13 protein-coding genes are annotated in these 11,877 nt (G+C 65.5%); 4 read left to right on the top strand and 9 right to left on the bottom strand.

Going from position 1 to position 11,877, the window contains the following annotated elements:
* Window positions 1-119 precede the first annotated feature (119 nt).
* Genes CH278_RS13665 through CH278_RS13655 form a run of 3 tightly spaced genes read left to right on the top strand, consistent with a single transcriptional unit; the run spans window position 120 to window position 1,973 of the window.
* Window positions 120-836: a TVP38/TMEM64 family protein gene (locus tag CH278_RS13665; RefSeq protein ID WP_032391607.1), complete on the top strand. Its 717-nt coding sequence runs from the start codon at window positions 120-122 to the stop codon at window positions 834-836.
* Window positions 837-867: 31 nt separating this feature from the next.
* Window positions 868-1,467: a hypothetical protein gene (locus CH278_RS13660; RefSeq protein WP_094622140.1), complete on the top strand. Its 600-nt coding sequence runs from the start codon at window positions 868-870 to the stop codon at window positions 1,465-1,467.
* Complete coding sequence (locus tag CH278_RS13655; protein WP_094622139.1) at window positions 1,464-1,973, top strand: hypothetical protein; 510 nt, start codon at window positions 1,464-1,466, stop codon at window positions 1,971-1,973. Before CH278_RS13660 ends, CH278_RS13655 begins: the two co-directional genes overlap by 4 nt.
* On the opposite strand, the gene CH278_RS13650 is transcribed toward CH278_RS13655, so the two are convergent.
* From CH278_RS13650 to CH278_RS13640, 3 genes are read right to left on the bottom strand one after another with little or no spacing between them, the layout of a single operon-like run.
* On the bottom strand, window positions 1,974-3,158 hold the full coding sequence (locus CH278_RS13650) for an SPFH domain-containing protein (protein WP_027497042.1): 1,185 nt from the start codon (window positions 3,156-3,158) through the stop codon (window positions 1,974-1,976). It lies immediately after the preceding gene.
* Window positions 3,159-3,163: 5 nt separating this feature from the next.
* Window positions 3,164-3,595: an NfeD family protein gene (locus CH278_RS13645; protein WP_027497041.1), complete on the bottom strand. Its 432-nt coding sequence runs from the start codon at window positions 3,593-3,595 to the stop codon at window positions 3,164-3,166.
* A 56-nt stretch (window positions 3,596-3,651) separates the two neighbouring features.
* Complete coding sequence (locus CH278_RS13640; RefSeq protein ID WP_032365846.1) at window positions 3,652-4,458, bottom strand: DUF3097 domain-containing protein; 807 nt, start codon at window positions 4,456-4,458, stop codon at window positions 3,652-3,654.
* Between the two features lie 76 nt (window positions 4,459-4,534).
* On the opposite strand from CH278_RS13640, the gene CH278_RS13635 reads away from it, so the two are divergent.
* On the top strand, window positions 4,535-5,368 hold the full coding sequence (locus CH278_RS13635) for a hypothetical protein (protein WP_167327967.1): 834 nt from the start codon (window positions 4,535-4,537) through the stop codon (window positions 5,366-5,368).
* Window positions 5,369-5,451: 83 nt separating this feature from the next.
* Here the strand turns inward: CH278_RS13635 and CH278_RS13630 are convergent, their stop codons facing one another.
* The 6 genes from CH278_RS13630 to CH278_RS13605 all read right to left on the bottom strand — a co-directional run bounded on the left by CH278_RS13630 (window position 5,452) and on the right by CH278_RS13605 (window position 11,668).
* Window positions 5,452-6,531, bottom strand: a complete 1,080-nt coding sequence (locus tag CH278_RS13630) for a ferrochelatase (RefSeq protein WP_094622138.1) — start codon at window positions 6,529-6,531, stop codon at window positions 5,452-5,454.
* Window positions 6,532-6,633: 102 nt separating this feature from the next.
* Complete coding sequence (inhA, locus tag CH278_RS13625) at window positions 6,634-7,458, bottom strand: NADH-dependent enoyl-ACP reductase InhA (protein WP_027497037.1); 825 nt, start codon at window positions 7,456-7,458, stop codon at window positions 6,634-6,636.
* 60 nt (window positions 7,459-7,518) lie between these two features.
* Window positions 7,519-8,241 (bottom strand): 3-oxoacyl-ACP reductase FabG1, encoded by a 723-nt coding sequence (gene fabG1 / locus CH278_RS13620; protein ID WP_032365773.1) that lies wholly within the window; start codon window positions 8,239-8,241, stop codon window positions 7,519-7,521.
* Between the two features lie 66 nt (window positions 8,242-8,307).
* Window positions 8,308-9,306: a VWA domain-containing protein gene (locus CH278_RS13615; RefSeq protein WP_094622137.1), complete on the bottom strand. Its 999-nt coding sequence runs from the start codon at window positions 9,304-9,306 to the stop codon at window positions 8,308-8,310.
* On the bottom strand, window positions 9,303-10,289 hold the full coding sequence (locus tag CH278_RS13610; protein WP_032365771.1) for a DUF58 domain-containing protein: 987 nt from the start codon (window positions 10,287-10,289) through the stop codon (window positions 9,303-9,305). The genes CH278_RS13615 and CH278_RS13610 overlap by 4 nt, the downstream gene beginning before the upstream one ends.
* Complete coding sequence (locus CH278_RS13605; protein ID WP_373557329.1) at window positions 10,286-11,668, bottom strand: AAA family ATPase; 1,383 nt, start codon at window positions 11,666-11,668, stop codon at window positions 10,286-10,288. The genes CH278_RS13610 and CH278_RS13605 overlap by 4 nt, the downstream gene beginning before the upstream one ends.
* Window positions 11,669-11,877: the final 209 nt, after the last annotated feature.

Raw genomic sequence — 11,877 nt, 5'->3', positions numbered from 1 at the left:
TGAGGATCACCTCACGTTCGGTGACCCACGCCGCAGGCTCCGCTCCCGAACCGTCTGGTCACTCCGCAGGCTTCGCTCCCGAACCGTTCTGTCATCTCACGCCGGTACTCTTGCCTCTCGTGACCCGGCACCTGCGCGACCTTCGTCTGATCGCGCTACTGGCGGTGATCGTCGTCCTGGCTGTCGTTGCGGTGTTCGCCCCGCATCCGAGCGTCGAGCAGATGCGCCAGTGGGGCACCTCGGTCGGTCCTGCGTTTCCGCTCGTGTTCTTCGCCGTCCATGCACTGGTGACCATTGCACCCATTCCCAGAACCCTGTTCACATTGAGCGCCGGAGTGCTGTTCGGGCCATTCACCGGTCTGGCGGTGACGATCGGTGCCTCTACGGTCAGCGCGGTCCTCGCCCTGCTGTTGGTTCGGGCGATCGGGCGAGAAGCCGTGGCGGCGCGAATATCGCATTCGGCTCTCGACTCTGTCGACGAGAGCCTGCGCCGACGAGGGTGGCTCGCGGTCGGCTCTCTGCGATTGATCGCCCCGGTGCCTTTCTCTCTGGTGAACTACGCCTGCGGTGTGTCGGCGGTTCGGCTTGTCCCCTTCGCTCTGGCCACTGCCGCCGGCATGCTGCCCGGCACCCTCGGGATCGTGGTGATCGGTGGAGCAATCGGCGGGCAGACCCATCCGGTACTGCTGGTGCTGTCCGGGATCTGCATTGCGATCGGCGTGAGCGGGTTGTTCGTCGACTGGCGGTTGTCGCGGACTCGTGAGGCCGCGTCGGCACCGGAGAACAGGCGTCAGGGTGAGAACCTTGATTCGGGACAATCAAGCCTGGAAGCTTGACTTGATCAAATCAACGCTCTAGCCTTGTCGAATGTTCGTCATGACCGTCGACCAGCGTCGCAGCAGACGCGACATCGATCGCGTGCCCGATCTACTGGACCGGTATCGCGATTTCGATCTGATCCGCCCGTTCGAACGCACCGCAGGCGACGAGGTCCAGGCCGTCTGTGAGGACGCTGCGACCGTCGTCGCGATCGCCCTCGACCTGGTGGCGACGCCACATTGGAGCGTGGGAATCGGCGTCGGTTCGGTCGAGCTTCCGTTACCCGACACGACGCGCGCCGGCCGCGGCCAGGCATTCGAGGCTGCCCGAGACGCCGTCACCAGAGCGAAGAACGCGCCTGCTGCGCTCGCCGTCACCGGACCCGAGCCGGAAGCGGCCGAGGACGCCGAAACCGCATCGACCTTGGTGGCCTTACTCGTCGCTCGTCGCTCGGACCAGGGCCGAGAAGCGGTTGCGCTCATGGCAGAGGGAATGTCGCAGACCGACGCGGCCGAAAGGCTCGACATCAGCAAACAGGCTATGTCGCAACGACTTTCCGTCGCCGGCTGGCACGTCGAAAATGCCGGCCGCACCCTTGCCGCGAGGTTGTTGAACGCGGCTGACGCGACAGGAAGTCACACGTCATGATCGTCGTCGCCCTCGTTCTACTGGCTCTGACGGCAGGGGTCGCCCTCGTCCCGGCCGGTGACCGCATCAGGCTGTGGGTCCCCACTGCGGCTGCCTCGACTCTGCTCACCGCAGCCGCTGTGCTTGCCACGCTCGCCGGGCCGGCACACGGCGTCGGTCATGCAGTCGGAGTCGTCCTGAGCGTTGCCGTGGCCGCCGTCGGCGGCACCGCCGTGGTGCCGAGCGTCTTTCGCGTCGCCAGACGACAGAACGACTCGACCGACGACGAGCCGGTCGAGCCGCTGCGTGGAGGGTTGACGATAGGAATTCTCGAACGTGTAGCGGTTGCGGTATCCATTCTCACCGGCTGGCCCGAGGGAATCGCCATCGTACTGGCGGTCAAAGGACTTGCGCGCTACCCCGAACTGCGCGAATCCCACGCCTCCGAACAGTTCATCATCGGCACCTTCGCCAGCGTTCTGTGGGCACTGGCGGCAGCGGGCGTGGGATTCGCGATCAATTCGTGATCAGCGCGCTTCCGGTTCTGCCTCGGGAGATGCCGACAGGGCACCGATATCCATACCCTTGGACAGCTCCGGAGATGCGGCCAACGACGTGTCCACCGGCTTACGGGCCACCGCCTCGGCGGCCTTGACGGCTTCGGCGACAGCCGGATCGGTCTTTGTCTCGAACCACTCCGCAACCTCGTCCGAGTCGTCCTCGGGCTTCGGCTCGTTGCCCGCGGACTCGTTGGGCTCGTATCGGAACACCCCGTCCTCGCCTGGGGCTCCGAGGGTCTTGGCGAATCCCTTGAGAGCGTCGCCGAAATCGCTCGGGATCATCCACACCTTGTTCGCGTCGCCCTGCGCCATCTGAGGCAACGTCTGCATGTACTGGTAAGCCAACAGTTCTGGAGTGGGCTTACCGGCCTTGATGGCACCGAAGACCTTCTCGATGGCCTTCGCCTGACCCTGCGCCTCGAGGTACTTCGCGGCGCGATCACCCTGAGCCCGCAGAATTCTGGACTGACGCTCACCCTCGGCAGTGAGGATGGCCGCCTGCTTACCGCCCTCGGCTGCGAGGATTCGGCTCTGCTTGTCGCCCTCGGCTGTCTTGATCGCCGATTCACGGTGCCCCTCGGCCGTGAGAATGGTCGCTCGCTTCTCGCGGTCGGCCTTCATCTGCTTCTCCATCGATTCCTGAATCGAGGGTGGCGGATCGATGCTCTTGAGCTCGACGCGGGCGACTCGAAGACCCCACCGACCGGTGGCCTCGTCCAGCACCACTCGGAGCTGACCGTTGATCGAATCACGGGACGTCAGAGTCTCTTCCAACGTCATTCCGCCGACGACGTTACGCAGCGTGGTGGTGGTCAACTGCTCGACACCGACGATGTAGTTGTTGATCTCGTACACGGCCGACTGCGGATTGGTCACCTGAAAATAGACGACGGTGTCGATCGACACCGTCAGGTTGTCCTTGGTGATGACCGGCTGCGGCGGGAACGAGACGACCCGTTCTCGCAGATCGACTTTCGCACGGATGCGATCGACGAACGGGACGAGGAACGTGAGCTGACCGGACACGGTACGCGTGTACCGACCGAGTCTTTCGATCACTGCTGCCTCGGCTTGCGGGACGATCGAGATGGACTTGGCCATCAACACGGCGACGAACGCAACGATGACGGCCAGTGCTATGAGTGCTTCCACTGGCTTTACGGTCCCTTCCATACGACGGCGGTGGCACCGTCGATTTCCATCACGGTCACGGTGGTACCGGGGGCGTAGACCTCTGTCTCGTCCAACGGACGCGCGGTCCACACCTCGCCACCGAGTTTGATCTGGCCTTCGTGCGCAGTGACCTGTTCGAGCACGACTGCACTCTTACCGGTGAGAGCCGCAACCCCCATCGGGGTGTCCGGCGGATGTGCGAAGCGCCGCAACAAGATCGGACGCAGACCCAGAACCAACGCCAACGACAACACGCCGAAAACGATTGCGTCTGCCCATACCGGGAAGTCGGTCAACGCCGACACCCCGGCGGTACCGAGCGCACCGCCGGCGATCATCAGTAGGAAGAAGTCCCCCGTCAGTGCTTCGGCACCGGCAAGCACAACCGCCGCTATGAGCCACAAGATCGCTGCCACAAGCTCCATCCTGGCACGAATCGGACATCCGCCGACGGATCAGCTGGTCGTAACAGCTACTCGGTGACGAAATCGACCAACTGTTCGACGGCACCGATCAGTGGAGCCTCCAGATCTCGGAAGCTCGACACCGACGAGTACACCCGCCGCCATCCTTCTTGCGGAGTTCCCCAGCCCAGCTCTCGACAGATTCCGGTCTTCCAGTCCTGACCGCGCGGAATCTTCGGCCACGCCGCAATGCCGACCGCCGACGGCTTGACGGCCTCCCACACGTCGATGAACGGATGGCCGGTGACGAGAACGTGTTCGCCCAACGATCTGGTCATCTTCGATTCCTTGGACCCGGTCACCAGGTGGTCGACCAGGACCCCGACGCGACGGCCCGGGCCGGGGCCGAAATCGGCCAACCGCTCCCCCAGATTGTCCAGGCCCTCGAGATGTTCGACGACCACGCCCTCCACTCGAAGGTCGTGTCCCCACACGCTTTCCACCAGGGCCGCGTCGTGCACACCCTCGACCCAGATACGGCTGGCACGAGCCGTCCGGGCTCGCAGGCCCTCGACCTTGGTGGATCCGGACGCCGATCTGGTCGGTTTGGCCGCGGTCGCGGGCTTCGGGCGGACCAGCGTCACCCGGCGGCCGTCGATCAGAAATGCGGCCTCGCGCAGGGCGAACAGTCGCGTCGTTCGGGCGCCGTCCTCGAGTCGGACGAAATCTCCGTCGTATGTGCGCTCGAAGCCGACCACAGCACCGCAATAACCCGAACCTGCGTCCTCGACCACCATGCCGCGCTCGGCCGGCACCTCCGGTGCCGGAACCTTCCGCATGCGACTGTGCCCTTTGAGAATGTCTCCGCCGTACATGTCGTTCACGGCGACCAACGCTAGCGATACCGGCGTCCCGAGCACGGTTCGCCACGCCGACCTATGCTCGTGAGTCGTGTGTTCTCCGAGTGCAAGTCTTGCCCTGTGGGCCGGTTCCTGGCTGGCCGGTGCCGGTTCGCCGGACGACGTCATCGACGCGATGTCCGAGTGGGCACCGATGCATCTGGTCGGTGCCGGTGACGACGAAGCAGCAACGACGTACGGGCTTCGATTTCCGGGCTACGCAGAGGGCATCGCCGGGGCGCTCGCCGCGGTCCGAACCGCCGCGAACGCAGGACCCTCACCCGCAGCCGGGGAGGAACGGATACGTCTGGTGCTGCCCGCAGCGGGCGCAGTGGCCGAACTGCCGGCCCGGACAGAATTCTCTCGTGCAGCGATCAGTGCCGAGCAGGCGGTGATGATCGGTACCCCGGGCTCCGCCGGAATCGGGGTGGTACCCGTCGTCGAGGGCCCCGACGTGCTGCGCTGGACCGTGTATTCGATCGACGTTCCCTCTCACGCCCACCGAGATCGAGGTCTCGGTGAGGCCGAGTACGAGATGCGCGAGGCCGTGCGCGGCGCGGCGGATGCACTCGCACAGATGCAATCGCTCCCCACCCGCACTCTCGAGGCCGACCCGCGCACTCGCATCGCCGAGCTCATCACCGACGCTGCACGGCACCGCTATCCCCCCGAGATGTCCGAACGCGCCTTCCGAGTGCTCGAATCGGCCGATCGGGTCGCGGCCATCCTCACCGTGGCCGCCGGATCGGCTCCCTCGGAGGCACCGACTGCCGCCGCAGCGGCCGCCCGAGAAGAACTCGTCCGGCCGCTGTGGGCCGCCGTGCGCACGGCCCGGACCATCGCCGTGGCGACGAGCATCGGTGCCTCGATGCAGTCGGCCCGATGACCGACAGGACCGACACATAGCGGTCCTGTCGGGGCTGGGCCGCGAGACAGGCAAGAGGCCACCCGTCAGGCAGGAGCCGCCAGTCAGGCAGGTGCCGTCGCAGGCCGTGTCGGACGCGTCGGCTGCTCGCAACATCCGACGGCACATCGATTGCCGTCGAGGGTGGATCCGTAGCCGGGAACGCTGCCGAGTCCTCGGCACGTCCCGCCGACGCGATACTCGTCCACCAGCTCCCTGATCATCTTCGGGAATCGAGCATCGGAACCGGGCGTACCCGCGCGAGCGAAAGCCATCCCGAGTTCACGGGCCTTCTCCTCGGCTTCGGTGTCGAGATCCCACACCACTTCGAGGTGGTCGGACACGAAACCGATCGGGCACACGATCACCGCGTCGACGGACTTCTCGGACAGTGCTTCGAGATGATCGCAGATGTCGGGGTCGAGCCACGGAACCTGCGGTGGTCCGGAACGAGACTGCCACACCAGATCGTATTCGGTGCTGCCGGATGCGGCCGCGACCAGACGCGACGCCTCCGCAACCTGCCGGCTGTACAGGTGGCCACCATCCGCGGGTGGGCCTGCATTGGCGTCGGCTGCCGACGGAATGGAATGCGCGGTGAACACCAGCCGCGCTCCTGCCCGATGCTCCTCTGGCAGCGACCTGCGCGCGGCATCGACGGCCTCGGCGAACGCCTCGACCATCAACGGGTGGTCGTAGTACTGACGGATCTTGAGCAAATGCGGGGCGTCGTCCCCCACGGACGCACGGGCCCTGGCGATGTCCTCGTGGTACTGCCTGCACCCGGAATACCCGCCCCACGCGGAAGTCGGAAAGACGAGCGCGGAGCGGACGCCGTCCGCCTTCATCGTCGCAACGGTGTCCTCGACCATCGGATGCCAATTGCGATTGCCGAAGTAGATCGGCAATTCGATTCCGGCCGAATCGAACTCGGCCTGCAGTGCGGCGATGATGTCGCGATTGAGTTCGTTGATCGGTGACACGCCACCGAAGTGCATGTAGTGCTCGACGACGGCGTCGAGACGCTCGGGCGGCACACCACGTCCGCGAGTGACGTTCTCGAGAAACGGGCGAACGTCGGCGGGCTTTTCCGGTCCGCCGAACGAGAGCACCAACAGTGCGTCGAAATCTCCAGGGGTGGTCATGAATCCATTGTGCCCCTGTCGCAGCAGGGCTGCGGCAGGGGCACAATCGGTCGACGAAACCTACGGTGAGCGAGCCCACGTCGGACTCCACTCACCGACGTGTCACATGTTTTCGGGCAGGTACGTGTTGTGGCTCGCTCCGCCGTCGACGTACACGATCGACCCGGTGGTTCCGGGCAGCCAATCCGACAGCAACGCGACGATCGACTTGGCGACGACGGTCGGATCGTTGACGTCCCATCCAATGGGAGCGGCGCCGTCCCAGTACACGTTCAGCTGGTCCATCTTGGCCGCATCGCCGGTCGCGGTGCCCGCAATCGCCTTGGCGGCAAGAGTCCTGATCGGTCCTGCTGCAACGAGATTGGAGCGGATACGCTTGGCTGCGCCCACTTCCCGTGCCACGTAACGATTCACCGACTCGAGAGCAGCCTTGGCTACGCCCATCCAGTTGTAGTACGGCATCGACGTCCGCGGATCGAAGTCCATTCCGACGATCGAGCCACCCTCGTTCATGACCGGCAGCACGGCACGCGCGAGAGATGCGTAGCTCCACGCCGAGATCTCGAATGCCCTCGCCGCGTCGGGGCCGGGGCCGTCGAGGAACGGCTTGGCATCCGGGCCCATCAGGGTGCGAGGTGCGAATGCGATGGAGTGCAGAACTCCGTCGATACCCTCCGGCGCTACTTCACGAATTCGGTCCGCCAGCGCGGCGAGGTGCTCCTCGTTGGTGGCGTCGAGCTCGATCGCCGGGGGCACCTCCTTGGGCAGCCGCTGCGCGATGCGGTCGATGAGCCGCAGCCGATCGAACCCGGTGATGATCACCTTGGCACCCTGCTCCTGCGCCATGGCCGCGGCGTGGAACGCGATCGACGCGTCGGTGATGATGCCGGTGATGAGAATGGTCTTGCCTTCGAGCAATCCGCCCATAATGCTGCGTCCTTAATTCGGAGGTGAGTATCTATCGAAATCGTTGTGCGAGAAGGTTTCTCAGTGCCCCATGCCCATGCCGCCGTCGACGGGAATGACAGCACCGGACACGTACGACGAGTCCGGTCCCGCAAGGAAACTCACGACTGCTGCAACGTCCTCGGGCTGACCGAGACGCTGAAGTGGAATGTATTCCTTCGCCTTACCGCGCAAGTCGTCCGACAACTCTGCGGTCATGTCGGTTTCGATGAATCCCGGTGAGACGACGTTCGCCGTGATGGACCGCGAACCCAGCTCCCTCGTGATCGACCGGGCCATGCCGATGACTCCGGCCTTGGACGCCGCGTAATTGATCTGCCCCGGCCCGCCGGCCATCGCGACGACGGAACTGAGGAAGATCATCCGACCCCAGCGCGCGCGCAGCATGGCCCGGTTGGCGCGCTTGGCGACTCGGAAGGCTCCGGTCAGGTTCGCATCGATGACCCGCTGGAACTGCTCCTCGGTCATACGCATCAGCAGGGTGTCGTCGGTGATGCCCGCGTTGGCGACGAGTACCTCGACGGGTCCGTGCTTCTCCTCGACCTCCTTGAAGGCCGCGTCGACCGAATCGGAGTCGGTGACGTCGCAGACGACCCCGAGCAATCCGTCGGGAGCCCCGGATCCGCGGTGGGTGACGGCCACCTTGTGTCCGTCGGCACTGAGCCGTTGGGCGATGGCCAGACCGATACCCCGGTTACCTCCGGTGACGAGTACCGATCGCGCGATGAAGTCAGGTGTGGACATGCCTAGCAACCTATCTGTTCGTCCTGGAATGACAAAGCGAAACTTACTGGTGAGTAATAACAGCGATCACGGCAATCGTTGCCGCATCACCAACGCCGAACCGAGCCCGGCCGAGATGCACAGGACACCGAGGATCAACCAGGGTCGCGAAGCGTCCCCGCGGGTGATCTCGAAGCCGATTTGCTCCTCCAGGGTGTCGTAGACGTCTCGGAGGCCCTCGAGCGAGGAGGCCGTGAAGAAAGTTCCCCCGGACAGAGTCGCGATCTCGCGCAACGACGGGTCGTCGACCGGAACGGGCACGCGCTCGACCCCGCCTCCACCTTCGTCTTCGATCTCGACCGACCCGTAGCTGGTGCCGAACGAGATCGTCGAGATCGGCACTCCCTTGTCCTTGGCTGCGCGCGCTGCGGTGTAGCCGCCTCGTGGATCGTCGAGGTTCTGGGGAACGGTTTGCTTACCGTCGGAGAGCAGCACGATGCGGGCCGGCGGTGCCGCGTCGCCACCCCCGAGGATCGCGCCGAGAGTGTCGATCGACTGCAGCGAGGTGAAGATTGCTTCACCGGTGGCCGTCCGCTCGCTGAGCTGCAGTTTGTCGATTGCCGACTTGGTGGCGTCGCGGTTGGCCGTGGGTGAGACCAATACCGATGCAGTGCCGGCGAATGCGACGAGACCGAGGTTGATGCCGGGTGTGAGGCCATCGGCGAACGACTTCGCTGCTTCTTGGGCCGCAGCCAGCCGAGTGGGTTCGACGTCCGTCGCTTCCATGGACAGCGACACATCGATGACGAGCATGACCGTCGCGCGGTTGCGTGGAACACGTTGATCGGCAGTGGGGCCGGCCAACGCGACGGTCAGGAACATCAGCCCGACCAGTACCAGTGCGGTCGGGAGATGACGCAGACGATTGGGCCGGTTCGGCGCGACCGACTCGAGCAACTCCATGTTGGAGAAACGCAGCACGTGCTTCTGCTTGCGGCGTTGAATCCAGACGTACCCCGCCGTCAGGGCGAGGACGACGACGAGAAACGCAAGCCACCACGGCGCAGAGAAATCGGTGAGGCTCATCGCGAACCTGCCCTCGCGGTATTGGTGAAACCGGAGCCGATGGTGTGCCTGCGAGCAGTGACGAAGCGGACTACATCGGCGATCCAGTCACCGTCGGTGCGCAGAGTCAAACGCGGTGCCCCGCATCGGCGCAACGCTTTCTCCACGTCGTCGCGGTGTGCTGCGGCTGCTCGCGCGAAGTCGGCGCGGAGCCGGGGCGTCGCGGCGAACTCCCGAGTGCGGCCGGACTCCGGGTCGTGCAGGACCACGTCTCCCACATCCGGAAGTTCGAGGTCTCGCGGATCGAGTACCTCGACGGCCAGTACGTCGTGTCTGGCAGAGATCGCCCGCAGTGATCGCTCCCAGTCGATCGGGCCGAGGAAGTCGCTGATCACCACGGCCAGACCGCGCCGGCGTTCGGGACGCCGCAGCGCCTCGACGGCGTCGCGAAGATCTCCGCGGACGCCGTCTGCGGCGGACGGTGTCGTAGCGATCGTCCGCAGCATCGACTGGCTGTGTACCCGCCCCCCGCGCGCTGGGATTCGCGTCGTCGTCGCGCCGGTGGCCACGACAGCTCCGATGCGATTACCACCGCCGCCGGTCAGGTGGGTGATGGCGGCCGAGGCCGCGACCGCGAGATCGCGCTTCTCGCACCCCGCGGTTCCGAAATCGAGGCTGGCCGACAGATCGACGACAAGCCACGTTTCCAGTTCGCGATCGGCCACCGACTGCCGCACGTGTGGGTGTGTCGTCCGGGCAGTGACCGACCAGTCCATCTGCCGAACGTCGTCACCGGGCTGATATTCGCGCGCGTCCCCCGGTTCGGATCCCGGGCCGGGTATCAGGCCGAGGTGGTCGCCGTGCAGAACGCCGTCGAGACGCCTACGTACCGTTATCTCGAGCGTGCGCAGCGCAGCGGCCAACTTCGGATCACGCAGTTCGCCGGACCGAAACGACGGCGGCCGTGAGACCGCACCTCGGCCGGCTCTGTCGGCTGCGCTCACTGACCCGGCGAACCGGTCGACGATGCATCACCCGACGGCTTGTGCAGCGACGGAGCGGGTTCGCCGGCCGTACCGCCCGGTGGGCGCTGCTCGGGTCCGGGCTGGGGTGCCGAGCCGGGCCCTTGCCCGGGGAACTGCGGCTGACCCGGGTACTGCCCCTGGGTCGGGCTCTGTCCCTGCCCCGGATTCGGTCCCTGCCCCGGATTCGGTCCCTGCCCCGGGTACTGCCCCTGGGCCGGATACGGTCCCTGAGCCGGATACTGCGGCCCCGCTCCCGGGAACTGTGGTGTGCCCTGTTGACCACCGAAGGGCTGACCGGGTGCGGTGCCGTTGTCCTGCGACATCGGAACCGCCTGCGGCGACACCTGCGGTAGTCCGACGGTCTGCAGAATGCGGGAGATCACGGTCTCGGGCGTCACTTCGTCGGCGAGGGCATCGTAGGAGAGCACCAGCCGATGCCGGAGCACGTCGGGAATCACCTCGAGCACGTCCTGAGGAACGACGTAGTCGCGGCCTCGCAGCAGGGCGAGGGCGCGGGACGCAGCGATGATGCCGAGGGTGGCACGCGGGGAGGCCCCGTATGCGATCCAGCTGCCGACATCGTCCAACCCGAACTGTTCGGGCGTGCGGGTGGCGGCGATGACTCGAACCACGTAGTCGACGAGCGCGTGGTGCACGAACACCGAACTGGCCAGGTTCTGCAGACGGACCAACTCGACAGGGTCGAGTATCTGCTTGGGCTCGGGGGCCTTGATCCCCATGCGGTAGACGATCTCGCGTTCTTCTTCCACCGTCGGATAGTCGACGACGATCTTGAACAGGAAGCGGTCGCGCTGGGCTTCCGGGAGCGGGTACACGCCTTCGTTCTCGATGGGGTTCTGCGTCGCCATCACCAGGAAAGGATCGGGCATGGGGAACGTCTTGCCACCGATGGTCACGTGCCGCTCGGCCATGACTTCGAGCAGCGCCGACTGGACCTTCGCCGGTGCTCGGTTGATCTCGTCGGCAAGGACGAAGTTCGCGACGACCGGGCCGAGTTCGGTGTCGAACTCTTCGCGGCCCTGACGGTAGATGCGGGTTCCGACCAGGTCGGTGGGTACCAGGTCCGGGGTGAACTGGACGCGGGAGAACGAGCCACCGACAACGCGGGCGAACGTCTCCACTGCGAGGGTCTTCGCCACGCCGGGAACGCCTTCCAGCAGCACGTGCCCACGGGCCAACAAGCCGACCAGAATGCGCTCGACCAGACGATCCTGACCGACGATCACCCTTTTGACCTCGTACACGGCCTTCTCGAGAAGCCGAACGTCGGCGGCGAGATCGGGACTGTCCACCCGCTCCGGCTCCCCACCCTGCGGATTCGGACTCGAAGACCCGATCTGTGTCGGCTCCTCGTCGTTCGAAATCCGGCCGTCACGTGATGTCACCAAGAATTCACCGCTTTCAGTCGATCATCGTCGGGCACGTTCCATACCGCCGAGATCAACTATTCCAGGTGATGCTCGCGCGCGCCGAAACCCACCCCTGACCCGCGCGCCGGAGTGGAGCCTGCGGAACGACGCAGAAGTACCGAACAGCGACATCGGGA

The organism is Rhodococcus sp. 05-2254-5 (assembly GCF_002258575.1).
In the GTDB taxonomy this organism is placed as follows: Bacteria; Actinomycetota; Actinomycetes; order Mycobacteriales; family Mycobacteriaceae; genus Rhodococcoides; species Rhodococcoides fascians.
Note: the sequence above shows the minus strand (reverse complement) of the source record. Positions and strands in the feature narration are given on the sequence as shown.

What these genes read in the sequence shown, in the direction of transcription:
- CH278_RS13660 (WP_094622140.1), top strand. Translation starts at nt 868, where the DNA reads ATGTTCGTCATGACCGTCGACCAGCGTCGCAGCAGACGCGACATCGAT.
- CH278_RS13655 (WP_094622139.1), top strand. Translation starts at nt 1,464, where the DNA reads ATGATCGTCGTCGCCCTCGTTCTACTGGCTCTGACGGCAGGGGTCGCC.
- CH278_RS13640 (WP_032365846.1), bottom strand. Translation starts at nt 4,458, where the DNA reads ATGTACGGCGGAGACATTCTCAAAGGGCACAGTCGCATGCGGAAGGTT.
- CH278_RS13630 (WP_094622138.1), bottom strand. Translation starts at nt 6,531, where the DNA reads ATGACCACCCCTGGAGATTTCGACGCACTGTTGGTGCTCTCGTTCGGC.
- inhA (WP_027497037.1), bottom strand. Translation starts at nt 7,458, where the DNA reads ATGGGCGGATTGCTCGAAGGCAAGACCATTCTCATCACCGGCATCATC.
- fabG1 (WP_032365773.1), bottom strand. Translation starts at nt 8,241, where the DNA reads ATGTCCACACCTGACTTCATCGCGCGATCGGTACTCGTCACCGGAGGT.
- CH278_RS13615 (WP_094622137.1), bottom strand. Translation starts at nt 9,306, where the DNA reads ATGAGCCTCACCGATTTCTCTGCGCCGTGGTGGCTTGCGTTTCTCGTC.